The 17,489-nt window shown below is 74.4% G+C and carries 13 protein-coding genes; 4 read left to right on the top strand and 9 right to left on the bottom strand.

Translation table 11 applies throughout. The features are described 5' to 3' along the window. Positions 1–39: 39 nt before the first annotated feature. On the bottom strand, positions 40–1,185 hold the full coding sequence (locus tag WME83_RS25525; RefSeq protein ID WP_437321893.1) for a serine/threonine-protein kinase: 1,146 nt from the start codon (positions 1,183–1,185) through the stop codon (positions 40–42). Positions 1,186–1,440: 255 nt separating this feature from the next. On the opposite strand from WME83_RS25525, the gene WME83_RS25530 reads away from it, so the two are divergent. Next, on the top strand, positions 1,441–1,995 hold the full coding sequence (locus WME83_RS25530; protein WP_437321894.1) for an exonuclease domain-containing protein: 555 nt from the start codon (positions 1,441–1,443) through the stop codon (positions 1,993–1,995). A gap of 19 nt (positions 1,996–2,014) precedes the next feature. Here WME83_RS25530 and WME83_RS25535 read toward each other — a convergent pair whose 3' ends face one another. Beyond that, complete coding sequence (locus tag WME83_RS25535; protein ID WP_437321895.1) at positions 2,015–4,456, bottom strand: hypothetical protein; 2,442 nt, start codon at positions 4,454–4,456, stop codon at positions 2,015–2,017. 33 nt (positions 4,457–4,489) lie between these two features. Beyond that, positions 4,490–6,499: a hypothetical protein gene (locus WME83_RS25540; protein WP_437321896.1), complete on the bottom strand. Its 2,010-nt coding sequence runs from the start codon at positions 6,497–6,499 to the stop codon at positions 4,490–4,492. 132 nt (positions 6,500–6,631) lie between these two features. Here WME83_RS25540 and WME83_RS25545 point away from each other — a divergent pair, with 132 nt between their 5' ends. Continuing rightward, a complete protein-coding gene (locus WME83_RS25545) occupies positions 6,632–7,324 on the top strand; it encodes an HAD family hydrolase (RefSeq protein WP_437321897.1) in 693 nt (230 codons plus the stop codon). Between the two features lie 7 nt (positions 7,325–7,331). Here the strand turns inward: WME83_RS25545 and WME83_RS25550 are convergent, their stop codons facing one another. The 4 genes from WME83_RS25550 to ileS all read right to left on the bottom strand — a co-directional run bounded on the left by WME83_RS25550 (position 7,332) and on the right by ileS (position 15,000). Then, positions 7,332–8,552, bottom strand: a complete 1,221-nt coding sequence (locus WME83_RS25550; protein ID WP_437321898.1) for an AAA family ATPase — start codon at positions 8,550–8,552, stop codon at positions 7,332–7,334. Between the two features lie 671 nt (positions 8,553–9,223). Continuing rightward, a complete protein-coding gene (locus WME83_RS25555; RefSeq protein WP_437321899.1) occupies positions 9,224–9,850 on the bottom strand; it encodes a DUF4276 family protein in 627 nt (208 codons plus the stop codon). Next, the gene (locus WME83_RS25560) at positions 9,843–11,102 is read right to left on the bottom strand and encodes an AAA family ATPase (protein WP_437321900.1); all 1,260 of its coding nucleotides are present in this window, start codon (positions 11,100–11,102) and stop codon (positions 9,843–9,845) included. Before WME83_RS25560 ends, WME83_RS25555 begins: the two co-directional genes overlap by 8 nt. Positions 11,103–11,130: 28 nt before the next feature. Continuing rightward, on the bottom strand, positions 11,131–15,000 hold the full coding sequence (gene ileS / locus WME83_RS25565) for an isoleucine--tRNA ligase (protein WP_437321901.1): 3,870 nt from the start codon (positions 14,998–15,000) through the stop codon (positions 11,131–11,133). Between the two features lie 97 nt (positions 15,001–15,097). Here ileS and WME83_RS25570 point away from each other — a divergent pair, with 97 nt between their 5' ends. Together WME83_RS25570 and WME83_RS25575 are read left to right on the top strand one after the other, a co-directional pair. Then, the gene (locus tag WME83_RS25570; RefSeq protein WP_437321902.1) at positions 15,098–15,691 is read left to right on the top strand and encodes a Uma2 family endonuclease; all 594 of its coding nucleotides are present in this window, start codon (positions 15,098–15,100) and stop codon (positions 15,689–15,691) included. A gap of 98 nt (positions 15,692–15,789) precedes the next feature. Beyond that, positions 15,790–16,383, top strand: coding sequence for a Uma2 family endonuclease (locus WME83_RS25575; protein WP_437321903.1), 594 nt, complete (start codon positions 15,790–15,792; stop codon positions 16,381–16,383). Positions 16,384–16,437: 54 nt separating this feature from the next. Here the strand turns inward: WME83_RS25575 and WME83_RS25580 are convergent, their stop codons facing one another. Both WME83_RS25580 and WME83_RS25585 read right to left on the bottom strand, forming a co-directional pair. Next, the gene (locus WME83_RS25580) at positions 16,438–17,055 is read right to left on the bottom strand and encodes a thiamine phosphate synthase (protein WP_437321904.1); all 618 of its coding nucleotides are present in this window, start codon (positions 17,053–17,055) and stop codon (positions 16,438–16,440) included. Positions 17,056–17,085: 30 nt separating this feature from the next. Then, positions 17,086–17,406: a tetratricopeptide repeat protein gene (locus tag WME83_RS25585; protein WP_437321905.1), complete on the bottom strand. Its 321-nt coding sequence runs from the start codon at positions 17,404–17,406 to the stop codon at positions 17,086–17,088. Positions 17,407–17,489 lie beyond the last annotated feature (83 nt).

Genomic DNA, 17,489 nt, shown 5'->3' on the forward strand with positions numbered 1-17,489 from the left:
GCCGGCGCTGGAAGGGACCGCGGGCGCGCCGCGCGCGGGCTACCCCCGGACCGCGGCGAGCGCGTCGCGCATCGCCGACGCGCCGGCGAAGCGGTGGTCGGGGTGCTTGGACAGGGCGCGGGAGAGCACCTCGTCGAGCACGCGCGGGACATCCCGGCGCTCCCGCCGGAGGGGCACGGGCGCGGAGCGCACGATCGCGACGAGCACGTCGAGATCGCCCCGGCCGCGGAAGGGGAGCTTGCCCGAGAGGGCGTAGTAGATGAGCAACGCGGCGGCGAACAGGTCGCTCCGCTCGGTGATGGCGCGGCTGCGCATCGCCTGCTCCGGCGACATGAACAGCAGGGTGCCCACGAGCGACCCGGGGCTGTCGGGCGACACCCCGTCGCCCGTGTCGACCCCGGGCTCGTGCGCGAAGCCGAGGTCGATGAGCTTGACCGTCGGCGCTCCCTCCACCGACGCCCCCGCCCCCGGCGCCCCCGGCGCCCCCGCCCCGGCGCCCGGCGCCGCGGGGACGAGGAGGATGTTGCCCGGCTGGAGGTCGCGGTGGACCACCTTCGCCGCGTGCATGGCCGCGAGGCCGGCGAGGATCTGGTCCGCGACGGCCAGCGCGCGATCGAGCGGCAGGGGGCCGTTCCGGCGCACCTCCTCGCTCAGGGTGATGCCGTCGAAGAGCGGCATCAGGAAGAACGGGCGCCCGTCCTCGAGGCGCCCCTCGCCGAGCACAGGGCAGACGTTCGGGTGGTCGATGCGGCGGGCGAGCTGGACCTCGCGGGCGAACCGGCTCTCGATGCCCGAGTCCCCCGCGTGCACGCGCCGGAGCACCTTGAGCGCGACCCGCTCCCCCGTCGCGACGCGGCGGGCCGCGTAGACCGCGCCCATCCCCCCCTCGGCGATGAGGCGCTCGATGTGCAGTCCGTGCTCTGTACGGCCGACGAGCGGGTCGACCGCCGCGGTCCCACCTGCCGCCAGGAGCCCCGCCGCCGCCCCGCCGCGCACCCCGGAGGGCGCGCTCGCCGCCGCCCCCCGGTCGCGGCCCGCGTGGCGGACGATCCCGGAACGAGGAGGCAGCCGTCGCTCCGCGGCGGGACCGCCGCCCTCGCCGCCGGATTCGGGGAGCGCCTCAGCGAAGGCGGACCCGTCCCGGGCTGGACCGAAGGAACGACGGAGCGGGGAACCAGGAGCCACGTGAAGAACCTCGTCAGAAATTACCTGACGAGTGTCCATGGTCCATGCCCTCCGAGCAAGGGGATTGGGCACCGAAACGACCAACCCCTGGATTTGACCCCGCCGTCTTATGTCCCGTATCTACTAAGTTTTTGCCCGGACACAGCAGACCGCCCGAGGCGGTTTGGGTCTGTCGGGAAAATCCCGAAAGAATTTGTGTCCCGATCGCCGTTACGCTCGGTGCGTACTCATCACGACATGGTGGGGTCACAACGAATGGCGAAGCGTCTTGATCTCATCCTCGTGATCGACGTCGAATCGACCTGCTGGGAGGGCAGCCCGCCGGGGGGCGAGGAGAACGAGATCATCGAGATCGGCGTGTGCACGCTGGAGGTCGCGTCGGGCCGGCGGCGGGACCGGCGCTCCATCCTGGTGCGCCCCGAGCGCTCGCGCGTGAGCCCGTTCTGCACGGCGCTGACGACGCTGACGCAGGCCGACGTCGACGCGGGCGTGTCGTTCAGGGAGGCGTGCGCGACCCTGCGGGGCGAGCTCAAGGCGCAGGATCGCCTCTGGGCGAGCTACGGCGACTACGACCGGCGCATGTTCGAGCGGCAGTGCCAGGCGCGGGGCGTGCCCTACCCGTTCGGCCCGAGCCACCTCAACGTGAAGAGCCTGTTCGCGGTGACGCACGCCCTGTCGCGCGAGGTCGGGATGGACGAGGCCCTGGAGCGCGCGGGCCTGCCGCTCACGGGCACGCACCACCGGGGCGGCGACGACGCGTTCAACATCGCGGGCCTGCTCGCGCACGTCCTCTTGGCCGCGCGGCGCTGAGGCCGGGCGCGCCGCGCGCTCAGCCGACCGGCGCCGCCGCGGGCACGTCGGGCTGCGCCCCCGCGACGCCCCGCGCCGGCGGCGCGGCGGCGGGATCGACGCTCGACGGCGCCGGCGCGCCGTCGCCCTCGGCGATCGCCCCGGCCGCGGCGGGCGGGACGGCCGCCGCGGCGAGGAGGTACGCGAGGCCCGCGCCGAGCAGCAGGGCGCTGTAGCCGAGGCTCATCGCGCACAGGGCGCCGAGGGCCATCGCGATCGCGCCGGCGAGGGCGCAGAGCGACCAGCACCAGGGGAGCAGCGCCGGCGCGATCGAGGCGACGAGCTTGACCCCGAGCGGCGCGAGCGAGCCCGCGAGCAGGCCGAACGGCACGAGGAGCGCGACGGCGAGGAGCGCGCGCGGGAAGGCCGCGAGCCCGAGGCTCCACCGCGCGAGCGGGACGAGCCCCGCCGCGGCGAGCGCCGCGGCCACGACGAGCGCCTCGGCGACCCGCGCGGAGGTCCACGTCGCGGCGTCCGGCGCCACGCGGGCGGTGAGCAGACCGCCCACGCCGGCCGAGACGAGGAGGATCACGAGGACGACCGGGAGCTCGTACGCGGGCAGGTCGAGCAGGAGCAGCCCGTGCCGGAAGACGGCGAGCTCGACGAGCGCGAAGCCCGCGCCGATCGCGGCGAAGAAGGAGAGCGCGCGGGCCGGCCGCGGCGGGAGCACGGCGGCGGTCGCCGCGGCGCCGCGGAGGAGGCGGCCGGCGCGCGTCGTCAGCGCGGGGAGCAGCGCGGGGAGCAGCGCGGCGAGCGCGAAGAGGCCCGCGCCCGCGGCGAGCAGCGCGGCGAGCGCGAAGAGGCCCGCCTGCTCGGCGCGCAGGGCCCCGAGGTCGCCGAGCACGGCGGGGAGGCGGCGCGCCGGGACGGCGTACGAGAAGAACGGCCGGTCGTCGGTGGGCGGCGCCAGGTCGACCGCCGCGTCGGGCGCGCGGTCGCCGCCCGAGGCGCCGCCCGAGGCGACGATCGACGCGCGGATCGGCGTCTGCGGCCGGTCGGGGGCGAACGCCTCGGAGAACTTGTGCCGGCGGCAGTGGCGGCGCAGCGCCTCGACGTCCTCGGGCGCGAGCGGCGTGGGGCGCGCGAGGAGCGCGGTCCGCTGCGCGGCGCTGCACGCGAAGAGGTGGTCCTTGGGCTCGGCCGCGCCCGCGCGGCGCAGCGCCGCGGTCGCGAGCGAGAGCAGGCGATCGAAGTCGACGTCGGCGCGGCTCAGGACCAGCGTGCCCTCGGGCAGGAGGCGCGCGAGGAAGTCCCCGACGCCCTCGACCGTGTGGAGCCGGCTCTCGGACAGCGCGAGCGCGCCGGTCGACGACGCCTCGGCGGTCTCCGGCGACGGGATCACGATGTTCCGGAAGAGCAGCGGCGTGCGCCGGGCGAAGCTCCGCCCGTCGCCCACGACGAGGTGGACCTCGGGCTTGTCGAACAGGTTGCCGCTATACGCGGCGTACCGGCCGCGCATCACCTCGAGGACGCCGCGGTCGCCCTCGACGGCGTAGACGTCCTTCTGCCCGGCCTTGAGCGCGGCGCGCACGTCGCGCCCGCCCCCGGCGCCGACGACGAGCGCGGGCCCCTGGTCCTTGTGGAGCGCGTAGGCCATGTCCTCGGGCTGGGCCGCGGGCGGCGTCTTCGCGTCGACGATCGGGCTCTGCGCGGCGCTGCCGATCCGCATCATCGCCGCGCCGGCCCTCGGCTTGTCGACCGTGATCAGCGAGCGCTCGCTCCAGGCCTCGTGCTCGGTGCGGTCGGCCGCGCCCCGGCGGAGGCCGGCGAGCCGGAGCCACGGGGCGCCGAGATCGCCGGCGAGGAGCACGAAGCTGCCGAGCACGAAGGTGGCGACGAGGCCGCCGTGCGCCCGCCGCTCGCCGCCCTCCGCGCGCGACCCGAGGTAGAAGAAGACGCCCGCCACCGCGAAGAAGATCGCCGCCGCGAGCGCGGCGCGCGGCGCGCCGGCGCGGAGCGCGGCGGCGGCCGCGAGCCCGCCGACGGCGCCGCCGACGAGGTCGAGCAGGTAGATGCGGGGCATCTCGGACGCGACGTGCCGGATCGCGGCGGCGAGCGCGACGCCGGCGAGCGCGAACGGGACGGTGGACGCGGCGTAGAGCAGCGCGAGCCACGGGAGGGCCCCGGGCGCGGGCCCGCGCTGCGAGAGCAGGATGACCGCCGCGAGCGTGGCGCCCGACGCGAGCGACGACAGGGCCGCCATGCGGGCGAAGAGCGCGGGCCGGCGGACGAGCGACGGGGCGAGGGTGAGCGCCGCGCCGCCCGCGCCCGCGCCGAGGAGCGGCAGCGCGAGCGCGACGAACGCGTGGGGCTCGCCGAACAGCGCCGCGCAGATCCGCGTGAGCGCGATCTCGAGCAGGACGGTGGCGCACGCGAGGGCCGCGACGCCGCTGAAGAGGCCGCTCCGCTGGGAGACCCGCATGGGCCCGCTCCTACCACAGGGGGAAGCGGCCTTTCACCTCTCTCGACCGAGCGGGGCGAGCGGCCACGGCGCGAGCAGGGGCACCGGGCCGCTCGGCCGGAACCCGGGCGCGCCGGGGGGGCTCGCCGCCGCGGCCCCCGCCCGATCGACCTTCGCGCCGCGCGGCGGGGGCTCCCCCAGGCGCGGCTCCGCCGCGCCGCCCTGTCGGCCCACGCGCGGCGCCGGCGCGCCGCTCTGCCCCAGGCGCGGGGCCGGCGCGCCGTTCTGGCCGCCCACGCGCGGCTCCGCCGCGCCGCTCTGCCTTATCGCGCGCGCGCACTCGTCCACCGTGAGGCGGCGCGGCCCGTACGCGGACGAGTTGGCCGCGTCGGCGTCCATCAGGCGGGTCGGGGTGTCGACCCCGAAATCGTCGGGGTGCCCGGGCTCGTCGAGCAGCACGTGGCCGAGCTCGTGCGACAGCGCGAACGAGGCGCGATCGGCGCGCAGGCCGGCGCGGTCCTCGATGATCGTGTTCCGGATCGCCCCGCCGTCGGCGAAGATGAACGACTCGCCGATGCGCCCGCCGCCGGCGAAGCTCGGGACCATCACGACGTCGATGGTCGCGGGGTCCCCGTCGTCGAACGCCTTGATCAGCGCGCGCTCCTCGACGGTGCCGGCGATGGCGTCCGTGTCGCTGAAGTGCTGCAGGCCGTCCTCGAGCTCCACGGCGCCGATGCACGCCGTGAGCGTCGGGTCGGTGCTCAGCGCGCCCGACGCCGGCGGCTCGATCGCCGCGGGCGCGCCGCCCGGGCGCCGCACGAGCACGTCGGTGGTCCCGAACGCGCCCGCGCCGATGGCCGGGTTGTCCGACAGGCGCACCGAGAAGCCCGCGGCGCCGATCGCCGCGGCGACGGCGCGGGCCGCGGCGTCGGGGCGCATGCGGGGACGGATGGCCGCGGTCACCTCGTGGCCGTCGACGCGCACCCGGATCGCGCCGCCGCTCGCCGGCAGGCCGTGGTCGCAGCCGATCGCGAGCAGGTGCGGGCGCGGCGGGTCGACGAAGCTGATGTCGAGCTCCTCCGGCGGGCCGAAGCTCACGCCGCACGCCCCCCAGAGGGCGTTCGCGCGCTCGACCTCCGCGCGCGCGATCGCGATCGCGCCCGAGTCGTCCCCGCCCATCGGCGGCGGCCCGCCCGCGCGCGGCCGCACCATGAGGATGCGCAGGCGCGCGCGCGTGCGCCCGAGGGGCCCGAGCGGCGAGGCGCGCGGGCCGGCGATGCGGATCATCTGGAGCTTCGGCCCGTCGGGCAGCGCGACGACGAGCGCGCCGCCGACCTCGCCCTTGACGGAGCGATCGGCGATCATCGGGTGGTTGCGATCGATGTCGTCGGCCACGATCCGGAGGGGGCGCGTCGAGCCGCACACGAGGCCCGCCGGGACGTCCGGGGGGCACGCGACGTGGCCGAGCGGCACGCTGGGCAGGCGATCGATCGACCGGCCGGACGGCGCCGCGGAGTGGACGTCGACGGTGAGCGGCAGGTCCTCGGCCGCGCCGATGACGAGCAGCCGGATCGCGTCGGGATCGTCGAGGTTCCCGAACGGATCGTCGCCGAGCCGGTCCGGGGGCGTGCGCTGGAGCGAGGCGTGGGAGCGCGCCATGTCGATGTGCTTCCCGGCGCCGTCGATGGCGCGGACCTCGAACGCGCTGATCGGCAGCGCCCTGCCGAAGAGGGCGAGCTCGCTCCGCCCCGCCCGGACCGCCTGGAGCTCGACGCGGCGGGCGCCCGCGGGGATCGCGCTCCCCGGCTGGACGGGGCTGCCATCGACGAGCAGCCGCAGGCCGCCCGGGATCGCCGCGGGCGCCTGGCTCGCGCCGCGCGGCGCGCGCAGCGCGAGGAGCTCCGGGGAGGGCGGCACGCGGGCCTGCTCGCCGTCGGGCACGCCGTCGGCGTCGTCGTCGTCCCGATCGACGACGACCAGCGCGGGCCCGTCCTGCGCGGCGGAGCTGGCCGGGCCGAGGAGCGCGCCGAGGAAGACCGAGAGTGCCGGAAGCCGGCCGTTCATGGATCGCATCGCCCTGCCCGCTCGCCCTCCTCGACCAGTCTATCGCGCCGTGGGCCGGGCGCAGCTCGCGCCCGCGCGCCGTCGGGAGCCCTCCGATGGCGGTGCGTCCGGCCCTGCGCCACGTGTCGCGCCATGGCCAGCGTCAGCGCCGTCATTTTCGGTGTCGACGGCACGACCCTCGACGCCGTCGATCTGCATGCGGCCGCCTGGCAGCGGGCCTTCGCGCGGTTCGGCCGCGAGGTCGCGCGGGAGAAGCTCCGGCGCCACGTCGGCGAGGGCGCGGACCGGCTCTTGCCGGTGTTCCTCTCGCCCGAGGAGATCGGCTGGATCGGCGCCGGGATCGCGTCGCTCCACGACGAGATCTACGCGCGCGAGCTCCTCCCCGGGGCGCGCGTCTTCCCCAGGGTGCGCGAGCTCTTCGAGCGCGTCGCGCGCGACGGGCGCCGGATCGTCGCTGCCGCGTCGATGCCGCGCGACGCGCTCGACGCGAGCCTCGATCGCGCCGGGGTGGGCGACCTTGTCTCGTGGGCGGTGTCGGCGGACGACGCGGGGAGGTCGACGCCGCATCCCGACGTCGTCGAGGCGGCGCTCGACCGGCTGGGCAGCGTCGATCCGCGCGAGGTGGTGCTGGTCGGCGACACGCCGGGAGGCGCCGAGGCCGCGGCCAAGCTCGGCATCCTGGCGGTGGGGCTGCGCTGCGGAGGCTTCCCCGAGATGGAGCTCGTCGAGGCGGGGTGCGCGGCGCTCTACCGCGATCCGGAGGACCTCCTCGCGCGGTACGACGCGTCGCCGCTCGCGCCGCAGCGGGAGCGGCTCGCGGGGTAGCCGCGGCTCAGGGGCCACGGGGGGGCCGATCGGAGCGCGCGGACTGTGCGCGCTGGCCCTCGGCGGCGACGAGCTGCTCGCGGAGCGCCCGTCGCTCGGGCTGGTCGATGGTCGACGCGGTGGTCGAGCCGTCGCGGAGCGCCACCGAGTAGACGGACTCGAGCGGCAGGAGGTCGAGGAGCGCGGGGCTCTCGGTCGTGAGCAGGAGGTGGCGCTGGGCGGAGGCGCCGCGCAGGTACGCGATCAGCGCCGGCAGCGCGCCGCGATCGACGCCCGCGTCGGGGTGCTCGAAGCCGGCGAGCACGAGCGGAGGCTCCTGCGAGAGCGCGGTGACCATGGCCGCGAGCCGCAGCGTCACGTCCGGCTCGTCCGTGGCCGCGCGCCAGCGCTCGCGGCCGCCGTCATCGACGCCGTGGCGCAGCTCCGGGACGAGGAACCCGCCGGACGAGAGCGCGCGGGCGCCGTCGACGTCGCCGAGCACCTGGGACAGGCCGGCGAGGAACTGCTCGCTCCAGCGCTCCTTCTCGAGCGCGCGGAGGACGGAGCCCCAGTTCTCGCCGCTCGCGCGGAGGCGGCGGGAGGCGCTGATCTTCTGGGGCGAGCGGAGGGGGCGCGGCGCGAGGGAGTAGAGGACCGCGCGGCGCAGCTCGTCGCGCATCGGGGTGAGCGGTCCGTCGGAGAGCAGCGGCAGGACGAGCCTGGCGCCGCTCACGGCGATGGGGGCGACGCCGCGGTAGGCGAGCGTGCCGCTGCGGCCCTTGTCCTTGCGCGAGAACCCTTTCGGGCTGCCCTTCAGCCGGTCGAAGGAGACCTCGGGCGGGTCGCTGCCGGCGTCGAAGACGTCGCGCAGGCCCGGCTTGACGAGCCGGGTGAGGGCGCTGCGCTGCCACCACGCGGCCGTCTCGCTCTTCACGCGCGGCTCGCCCTCCCGGTCGCCGGGCGCGAGCTGCACGAGCCAGAACCCGTGGCCCTCGGTCCTGGAGACGGCGACGCCGAGCGTGGTGATCGCGCCGCTGTCGCGGGGGCGCTGCAGCGCGCCGCCGCCGCGGCGGCTGGCGGCCGCCTGTTCGAGCGCCCCGTTGGCGCACTCGGCGAGGAACCGCACGGCGTCGAGGAGGCACCCCTTCCCCGCGCCCGGCGGACCGACGAGCGCGGTCAGCGCGCCGAGCGTGAGCTCGATGCCCGGCCCGATGCTGCCGTAGTTGCTGACGTAGACGTGGGTGATCATCGCGGCGCGGAGCCCCTCTTCCAGGGCGTGCCCTCCCCTTCCCGCGCTGCTGGAGCGCGAGCCGGACAGGCTGGGTGGCCCTCCAGGGACGCCGGAGGGAGCGCCAGGGACACCGGAGCGCGCGTCAGGGACGCCGGAGGGAGCGCCAGAGACACTGGAGCGGACCTCAGGGACGCCGGAGCGGACCTCAGGGACGCCGGAGCGACCTCCAGGGACACCGGACCGCGCGTCTGGGACGCAGGCACGACGGCCAGGGACATGGCGTCGTGCTGCTGGAGCGCGTCGCGCTGTGCGGCTGGGACAGGCACGCGCGCGTCTGGGACAGGCACGCGCGCGTCTGGGACAGGCAGCCGCGCGCCTGGGACAGGCAGCCGCGCGCCTGGGACATCCGGCCGACGAGGGAACAGGCCAGCGGGCACTGGCATGTCCATGCCGCGGAGATATCTGGGCGCCGGGGTCAGCCGTCGCCCCTCTCGGGCCGGTGCTAGGCGGCCTTCGGTACCTTCCTGAGACGCTTCGATGCTCCCCACCCGACGAGGATCATCGAACGCCTCGTCCGCGATGGCCGCAACAAGATCCTTCAGGCGGAGCGCCACCCCGCGAGGCCAGGCGGTCGCGCCCCGCGGGATCGTAAGGCCCGGCACGGAACCGCGGCGGCGAGCCGAGGCGCGCTAGGGTCGAGGAGGCGGGTACACCCTGAGAGCGCCGGGCGCGGCGAGGAACCGCAGCGCGTTCTCGAGGGTGCGGAACGACCTCGCCCCGGAGGTGCGGAGCACGCCGAAGTCGATCCACTGGGTGAGCTTGAGCTGGTCGAGCGTGGGCTTGTACGCCTTGCCTTTCGGGAAGTGCTTCGAGAGCCACCCCTTCACGTCGCGGATGCCCTCGGGGTCTTCCGGGCACGCCGTGCCTTCGGCGATGCGCACGCCGGACCGGATCTCTCGGCCCGCCATGAGGTGGATGCACGGCAGAAACCACGCCTCGAACTCGCGATGCGCCAGCACCACGGCCACGGGGAACGGCAGGCGCGCCGCATCAACCCAGGCCGCGGTCTCGGGCCCCGCCGTCGCCGGGCATCCATCGTCCTCATCGCGGAGCAGCAGCGCGAACGCGCAGTCGAACTCGCTGCGCAAAAGCTCGCAGGCTTGCAGCACGCCGGCGCGGGTGTTGAGCGCCTTGCCGCGCTTCGGCGCTCCCCACACCGCATGCGGCAGCCCGAGGTCGGCCCAGAGCCGGATGACCAGGTTCCTCGCCGCCTCGACCTCCCCGTGGCCCTCGACGACCAGGTAGGCCTTACCCATCGCCAGCGGCTCCCTCAGGGCGAAGGCCCTCGGCGTGGAGGAGATCGCTCGTCGACATCAGGCGCTTGCGCACGAGCTCGCGCTGCCGCTCGTCGACGCGCGCCACCGTGGTTGCGCCCTCGCGCCGTTCCACGACGCGGATGTCGTCGATGGGCAGCAGGTCCAGGAGGTCAGGGCTGTGCGTCGTGAGCAGGATCTGGCTGCGCGTCGACGCTTCCTTCAAGAAGTCGTAGAGAAGCGAGATCGCTCCTGGATGCACACCGAGCTCCGGCTCCTCGAAGCCCAGGAGCGCCGGCGCGGGCTCCTGGAACAGCGCGGTGAGGAGCGCCGCGACGCGCAGCGTGCCGTCCGACTCCTGCGCAGCGCCGTGCCAGCGCTCGCGCCCCTGCGCATCGACGCCATGACGGAACTCCGGGATCAGGAACCCTCCCGCCTCCGTGACGCGGTACTCGTCGATGTCCGAGGCGATGCGCTCGAGGGCAGCGATGAGCTCGGCGCCCCAGCTCGATCGCTCGAGCCCCCTCAACGTCGAGGCCCAGTTGCTGCCCTTCGTGCTCATGGGCTTGGATGGATCCGGCTGCTGTGGGGTACGGAGCACGTCCGGGAACAAAGAGTAGATGGCGACGCTGCGCAGCTCCTCCATGAACGGACCAAAGCTGCTGAGCTGCTTCCACTCCGCAGCCGACGCGAAGAGCTCTCGACGGCGGATGAAGGGGAGCACGAGGACGTCACGCCCCGGGTGAGCGGCGAAATAGCTGGGCGTAGCAGGCTCGGTAGCGGCGCGCGCCGCTGGGTCGCGCACGCTGCCCAGGATCGCGTCGCGCTCCTCTTCGGTCCATGTGTCCTCGTGCCTCTCGAGCAGGGCAAAGCAGTGCTCTCGGACCTCGAGAGGTGTCGCCGGATCGGGAAACCATACGGCCCGTTCGCACTTGACCAGCGCACCATCGCCATCACTCCACGAGGTGAACGTGAAGCCCCAGATGCCAGCGCCGCGCTCGCTCTGAACATGGACTTCGATGATCACGTCGGAGGACTCCCGGGTATCGACGTGCCGCAGGGCACGGAACCCGTGTCGAGCCGCGACGGCGCTCGCGAGCGATGTGCTCACGCACTCGGCCAGGAACCGCAGCACATCGGCCACGTTGCTCTTGCCCGAGGCGTTCGGCCCCACGAGGACCGTCATCGCCCCGAGCTCAAGCTCGATCCGCTCCCCGATGCTGCGGAAGTTCCGGGCGCAGATCTTGGTGATCATCGCGGTTCAACCTCCCCCCAGGCGCCCGTCACGCCGTGCGCGCGACCGCGATCGCGAGCGCCTCGCCGTCGACGCTGAGCTCGCGCCGCTCGGCCTGCCCCCACGCCGCGGGCGCCGCCCCGAGCACGAGCTCGGCCGCGAGCGCCTCCTGCATCAGGATCTCCCGCGCCGCCCCGGCCACCTTGCGGGCACGCTCGCTGCCGTCGAGCGCGAGCCGGATCCGCTCGGTGAAGCCGAGGTCGAGCTCCTTGCGCAGCCCCTGCACGCGCGAGAGGATCTCCCGGCCGAGCCCCTCGTCGCGGAGCGCGTCCGTGAGCGCCGTGTGCAGCACGACGACCCCCGCGCGGCCGCCGGCCGCCGCGAACCCCTGGCCCGCCTCCACGGCGACCTCGATCTCCTCGGGGCCGAGCTCGACCTGCTCGCCGTCGAGCGCGATCGCGATCTTGCCCTCGGTCGCGAGCGCCGCGCGCAGCGCCGACGCGTCCGCCTTCGCCAGGACCTGCTTCGCGAGCTGCACCTTCTTGCCGAGCTTCGGCCCGAGCGCGCGGAAATTCGGCTTGAGCACGTAACGGACCGCGCTCCCCTCCTCGCCCGGCTTCAGGAAGCGCACCTCATGGACGTTGAGCTCCTCGGCGATGAGCGGCACGTGCTCGGCGAGCGCCGCCGCGAGCCCCTGCTGCGACAGCACCACGTCCGCGCGCGCGAGCGGCTGCCGCACCTTGAGCTTGTTCGCCGTGCGCACCTGCAGCCCGAGCGAGACGAGCTCGCGCACCGCGCGCATCTCGACCGCGAGCGGCTCGTCCACCGCGGCGGGGTCCGCCTCCGGGAAGGCCACGAGGTGCACGCTCTCCGGCTGCGACGCGGGCCACGGCCGCCGCACCAGGTTCTGGTACATGGCCTCGGCGAGGAACGGCGTGAACGGCGCGCTCAGCTTGGCGATCGCGACGAGCACCTCGTAGAGCGTGAAGTACGCGTCGCGCTTGTCCTGCGCCGCCCGCACGGCGCCCGGCGCGACGTCGAGCGGATCCGCCGCCGTGGGGGCCCAGAAGCGCGCCCGGCTCCGGCGGACGTACCAGTTCGACAGCGCGTCCACGAGATCGACCAGCCGCTGCGCGGCCTCGTACAAGCGGTACTCGTCGAGGTGCGCCGTCACCTCCCGCGTCGAGAGCGCGAGCTCCGAGAGGATCCACCGGTCGAGGAGCGACCGCTCCTTCGCCGGCCGGTAGCCGGCGCTCGCCGCGAGCGCCGCGGGCGACGTGTCCGTCGCGCCGGGGTTCCCCTCCGCGGGCGAGAAGCCGTCGATGTTCGCGTAGATGGTGAAGAACGAGTAGACGTTCCGGAGCTTGACCGCGAACTCCTTCTGGAGGGCGCGCACGTTCGTGAGCGAGTGGCGCGTGTTCGTCCACGGCGGGGAGGACGCGTAGAAGAACCACCGGAACGCGTCGGCCCCGGGCGCGGAGGTCGACGGATCCTCGATGGTGACGCGCTCGGCCTGATCGAGCCGCGGGACGTCGTTCGGCATCACCGAGAGCGCCCCCTGCCCGGGCGTGAGGCCCAGCCGATCGATATCGGCCTCGGAGAGCGCGACGATCCGCCGCGGCATCCCCTTCTGCGGCCGGAGCTCCATCGCGACCGGCTGCGCCTCGCGATCGGCGCGGTACATCCGCACCTTCGCGGCGTCGCCCGTCAGGTCGAGCCCCTCGTAGTCCTCGCGGGCGATGAGCGCGACCCCGTCCTTCGGTTGCGCCCCCTTCACCTCGGCGGCCCGCACCGCGGCGAACTCCATCCGGACGCGCTCGAGGATGACCTCGGGCGGCGTGTAGTTGCCCTTCGACTTGCTCTCCTTCTTGCCCTCGCGGTCGCAGACGTGCCCGAGCACGACGCACGTCTTGTACGGGTGCGGGTAGCTCCGGAGCCGCGACAGCCCGAGCTTCTCCTGCGTCGCCTCGTCGAAGACCAGCGTCGAGACCATCAAGAGCGAGTAGAACCAGCCGCGCGTCTGGTCGATCGCCTCGCTGATGAAGTCCGCCGGGAACGCGCGATCGAACAGCTCCTTCGAGCCCGGGGCGTGCGGGTAGCCCCACTGCGCGAACGGCATGCTCCCGCTGTCGAACCACGCGTCGATGACCTCCGTCACGCGCCGCATCTCGCCGCCGCACGTGGGGCACGGGAACGTCACCCGGTCGATCCACGGCTTGTGGACGATGAGGTGGTCGTTCAGGCTCGGATCGGCCCTCTTCGCCTCGTGGAAGTGGTCGAAGGCGCGCGGGTTCAGCGCCTCGATCTCGGCGACCGACGCCGGGGCGAGCTGGTGATCCTCGCTGTTCGCGCAGATCCAGACGTTGAGCGGCGTCCCCCAGTACCGCTCGCGCGAGAGCGCCCAGTCGACGTTGTTGGCGAGGAAGTCGCCGAAGCGCCCCTCCTGGATGTGGGGCGGCATCCAGTGGATCGCGCGGTTGTTGGCGATCGCCTTGTCGATGTTCTCGCGCGTCCTGACGTACCAGGCGGGCCGCGCGAGCTGGATCAGCGGATCGTCGTCGGCGCGCCAGCAGAACGGGTAGTCGTGGCGGTACTTCTCGTCGTGGACGAGCAGGCCGCGGGCCGCGAGATCCTTGAGGATGAGCGGGTCGGCGTCCTTCACCCACAGGCCCGAGAACGGCGTGAGCCCCGGCTCGAACGTGCCGTCCGGCCGCACCGCGCACAGGATCGGGACCTCGCCCGCGGCGCCCGGCGCGGCGAGCTCGGCGACGCGCCGCTTGTGGGCGTTGAAGTCGTCCTCGCCGAACGCGGGCGCGATGTGGACGACGCCGGTGCCGGAGTCGAGCGTGACGAAGTCGGCGCCGATCACGACCCAGTAGAGCGGCTCCTCCTTGCCGTCCTTCCGCCGCAGGGTGGCGCCCTCGAGCGACCTCGAGTAGCTGTCGAACGGCGGGCGGTACCGCTTCCCGATGAGCTCGCTCCCCTTGAGCTCGCGGAGCACGGGCAGGTCGCGCTTGAACTTCTTCGCGAGCTCCTCGCGCAGCGCCGCGGCGACGATGAGCTTCCGGGCCACCTGCGCCGCCCCGCCGCCAGCGCCCGCCGACGCCCCCGCGTCGACGACGACGTAGTCGAACTCGGGCCGCACGGCGGCGTAGCCGTTCGAGGGCAAGGTCCACGGGGTGGTCGTCCAGGCGCAGAGCGCGGTGTCGGGCTCGTCCACGAGCGGGAACGCGACGAACACGCTCGGGTCGTCCACGGTCTTGTAGTTCCAGCCGACCTCGGCCGCGCTGAGCGCCGTCCCCCCCTGCGGCCACCACCAGCAGACGCGGTGGCCGCGGTAGAGCAGCCCCTTCTTGTGCAGCTGCGAGAGCGCCCACCAGACGCTCTCGACGTAGCTCCGGTGGTAGGTGACGTAGGCGCTGTCGAGGTCGACCCAGAAGCCGATCTTATCGGTCAGGCTCTCCCACGCCTCGGTGTACCGGAAGACCGAGTCGATGCAGCGCGAGATGAACGGCTCGACGCCGTAGCGCTCGATGTCGGCCTTGCCGTGGATGCGCAGCTCCTTCTCGACCTCGACCTCGACCGGCAGCCCGTGGGTGTCCCAGCCGGCCTTCCGCGGGACGTCGTAGCCGCGCATCGTCTTGTAGCGGGGGAAGACGTCCTTCACGGCGCGCGTGAGCACGTGGCCGTTGTGCGGCATGCCGTTGGCGGTCGGCGGGCCCTCGTAGAAGACGAACGTGCCCTTGGACGGGCCGGTGGCGCGGGTCTCGGCGCGGAGCGTCTTCTCGAAGATGCGTTGCTGCTTCCAGAAGGCGAGGATCTTCGCCTCGTCGGCGGGGAAGTTCAGCTCGGTCGCCACCTTGTCGAACAGGGGCTCCTGCGGGCCGTCGGTCGGTTTCTTCGAGGACGCTTCGGACATGGCCCGGCCTAGTAGCAAGGCGGATTGCCAGCGTCGAGGGAGGCGCTGGAGCCGGGGCTGGCGCGCGCCGGATGCGGGGGGGTGCTACGCTCGATGCATGAGCGCGCAGCACCCGCTATTTCCAGGCAACGCGCCCGAGGTCGAGACCGCGTTCCAGGCCGTGCCGGAAGAGATGGTCGCCGAGATCCTCGACGGGGAGCTGCACACATTCCCGCGGCCGGCGCGGCCGCATACCCGCACCGCGTCGCGTTTGAACGTGAGGCTTGGGGGTCCGTTCGATCTGGATCCAGGTGGACCAGGAGGCTGGGTCATCCTCGTAGAGCCCGAGCTCCACCTCGGCCCGAGGCCCGACAAGGTCGTCCCCGATCTCGCCGGCTGGCGCCGCGAGCGCATGCCCGACGCGCTCGGGCCCGAGGACGCGCCCGCGCACTACGACCTCGCGCCCGACTGGGTCTGCGAGGTGATCTCCCCGCGCACCGAGCGCGTCGATCGCGGCAAGAAGATGCGGATCTACCGCCGCGAAGGGGTCCGCCACGCCTGGCTGATCAACCCCGTCGCGCAGACGCTCGAGGTGTACCGGCTCGACGACGGCCGGTGGTCGCTGCTCGATACCTATGAGGGCGACGACGCCGTGCGGGCCGAGCCGTTCGACGCGATCGAGCTGCCGCTCGCCGATCTCTGGGCGAGGTAAAGACGTCCGCCGCGCGGCCCCTCGTCGGCGGGGAAGCTCAGCGCGGTCGCCACCTTGAAGCGCGGGGGCGCGAGCGGGAGGAGTGATAGGCTGGCGGCATGAGCGCACAGCACCCGCTGCTCCCGGGCAACGCGCCCGAGGTGGAGGCCGCGTTCCAGGCCGTGCCGGAGGAGATGGTCGCCGAGATCCTCGACGGAGAGCTGCACACGTTCCCGCGGCCGGGGCGGCCGCACACGCGTACGGCGTCGCTCCTGGGCGGAAGCCTCACGGGCCCCTTCGATCGCGGGAGAGGCGGACCTGGCGGCTGGGTCATCCTCGACGAGCCCGAGCTCCACCTCGGCCCGAGGCCCGACAAGGTCGTCCCCGATCTCGCCGGCTGGCGTCGGGAGCGCATGCCCGACCCGCTCGGCCCGGAGGACGCGCCCGCGCACTACGACCTCGCGCCCGACTGGGTCTGCGAGGTGATCTCGCCACGCACCGAGCGCGTCGATCGCGGCAAGAAGATGCGGATCTACCGGCGCGAAGGGGTCCGCCACGCCTGGCTGATCAACCCCGTCGCGCAGACGCTCGAGGTGTACCGGCTCGACGACGGCCGGTGGTCGCTGCTCGATACCTATGAGGGCGACGACGCCGTGCGGGCCGAGCCGTTCGACGCGATCGAGCTGCCGCTCGCCGATCTCTGGGCGAGGTAAAGACGTCCGCCGCGCGGCCCGGCGGCGCGAGCGCGGCGGCGGAAGCAGGCGAGGTCACCCTCCGAACGGCGCCGGCAGCGCGCCGCCGAAGTCGGCGCGGATCGCGGCCACCCCGTCCGCGCCCGCCGCGAGGCAGGCCGGCGCCGAGCCCGCGTCCACGCCGCCGAGGGCGATGAGCGCGACGCCGCGCGACGCGGCCGCGAGGCGGGCCCGCGCCTCGCCCAGCGCCGCGAGCCCGAGGGGCGGGCCCTTGCCGGGCGTCGCGAAGATCGGCGACAGCACGGCGGCGTCTGCCCCGGCCTCCGCCGCGCGGAGCACCTCGTCCACGCCGTGGCAGGCGACCGAGACGAAGACGCCGGCGCCGAGCAGGGCGCGCGCGTCGGCCACCGCGACCGAGCGGCGGCCGAGGTGCACGCCGTCCGCGCCGAGCAGCAGCGCGAGATCCAGGCGGTCGTTGACGACGAACGAGGCGCCGAGCGCGGCGGTGGCGTCACGCAGGCGCCGGCCGAGCGCGTGGAGCGCCGCGCCGGAGAGCTCGGGGTCGCGGAGCTGCACCGCCACGCGGGCGCGGGCCTCGGGGGGCAGGGCGCCGAAGGCCGAGAGCCGCGCGAGCAGGGCCGGCTCCGGCACGTCCGCCGTCTGGGTGATCAGGGTCAACCGCGGGGTGAGCATGGCCGTCCTCCTGCGCCGACGCGCGGGGCGTCAGCGGTCTCCGTCGCCCGGGGCGCGCTCCCCTCCCGGAGCGCCCGGCTCGCCGAGCGCCTCGAGGTCCTGCCGGGCCATCCGGGCGAACCGGCTGGAAGGATACCGCTCGACGAGGAAGCGCAACGTGTCGGCCTGGGCGCGGCGATCGCCGTTCGCCTTGAAGCGCTCGGCCAGGCCGTACAGGGCCTCGCTCGGATCCTCGTACTGGCGATGATCCGGGTCGACGTCGCTCGCGCACTGATAAGGCGCCCGCGCGACGGCGGCGAAGATCACGAGCGGGCCCAGGGCCGCGCGGATGCCGGTGAGCACGGGCGCCATTCGCCGATGAACGCGGGCGAGCGTCAAGAGGACGCCGCGCCCGCGACCCGCCGCCACCGCCGCGAGGGCGGCGCCGCGAGCCG

Source organism: Sorangium sp. So ce385 (genome assembly GCF_051474135.1).
Taxonomy (GTDB): Bacteria; Myxococcota_A; Polyangia; order Polyangiales; family Polyangiaceae; genus Sorangium; species Sorangium cellulosum_D.

What these genes read in the sequence shown, in the direction of transcription:
- WME83_RS25530 (WP_437321894.1), top strand. Translation starts at nt 1,441, where the DNA reads ATGGCGAAGCGTCTTGATCTCATCCTCGTGATCGACGTCGAATCGACC.
- WME83_RS25535 (WP_437321895.1), bottom strand. Translation starts at nt 4,456, where the DNA reads ATGCGGGTCTCCCAGCGGAGCGGCCTCTTCAGCGGCGTCGCGGCCCTC.
- WME83_RS25540 (WP_437321896.1), bottom strand. Translation starts at nt 6,499, where the DNA reads ATGAACGGCCGGCTTCCGGCACTCTCGGTCTTCCTCGGCGCGCTCCTC.
- WME83_RS25545 (WP_437321897.1), top strand. Translation starts at nt 6,632, where the DNA reads ATGGCCAGCGTCAGCGCCGTCATTTTCGGTGTCGACGGCACGACCCTC.
- WME83_RS25550 (WP_437321898.1), bottom strand. Translation starts at nt 8,552, where the DNA reads ATGATCACCCACGTCTACGTCAGCAACTACGGCAGCATCGGGCCGGGC.
- WME83_RS25555 (WP_437321899.1), bottom strand. Translation starts at nt 9,850, where the DNA reads ATGGGTAAGGCCTACCTGGTCGTCGAGGGCCACGGGGAGGTCGAGGCG.
- WME83_RS25560 (WP_437321900.1), bottom strand. Translation starts at nt 11,102, where the DNA reads ATGATCACCAAGATCTGCGCCCGGAACTTCCGCAGCATCGGGGAGCGG.
- ileS (WP_437321901.1), bottom strand. Translation starts at nt 15,000, where the DNA reads ATGTCCGAAGCGTCCTCGAAGAAACCGACCGACGGCCCGCAGGAGCCC.
- WME83_RS25570 (WP_437321902.1), top strand. Translation starts at nt 15,098, where the DNA reads ATGAGCGCGCAGCACCCGCTATTTCCAGGCAACGCGCCCGAGGTCGAG.
- WME83_RS25575 (WP_437321903.1), top strand. Translation starts at nt 15,790, where the DNA reads ATGAGCGCACAGCACCCGCTGCTCCCGGGCAACGCGCCCGAGGTGGAG.
- WME83_RS25580 (WP_437321904.1), bottom strand. Translation starts at nt 17,055, where the DNA reads ATGCTCACCCCGCGGTTGACCCTGATCACCCAGACGGCGGACGTGCCG.
- WME83_RS25585 (WP_437321905.1), bottom strand. Translation starts at nt 17,406, where the DNA reads ATGGCGCCCGTGCTCACCGGCATCCGCGCGGCCCTGGGCCCGCTCGTG.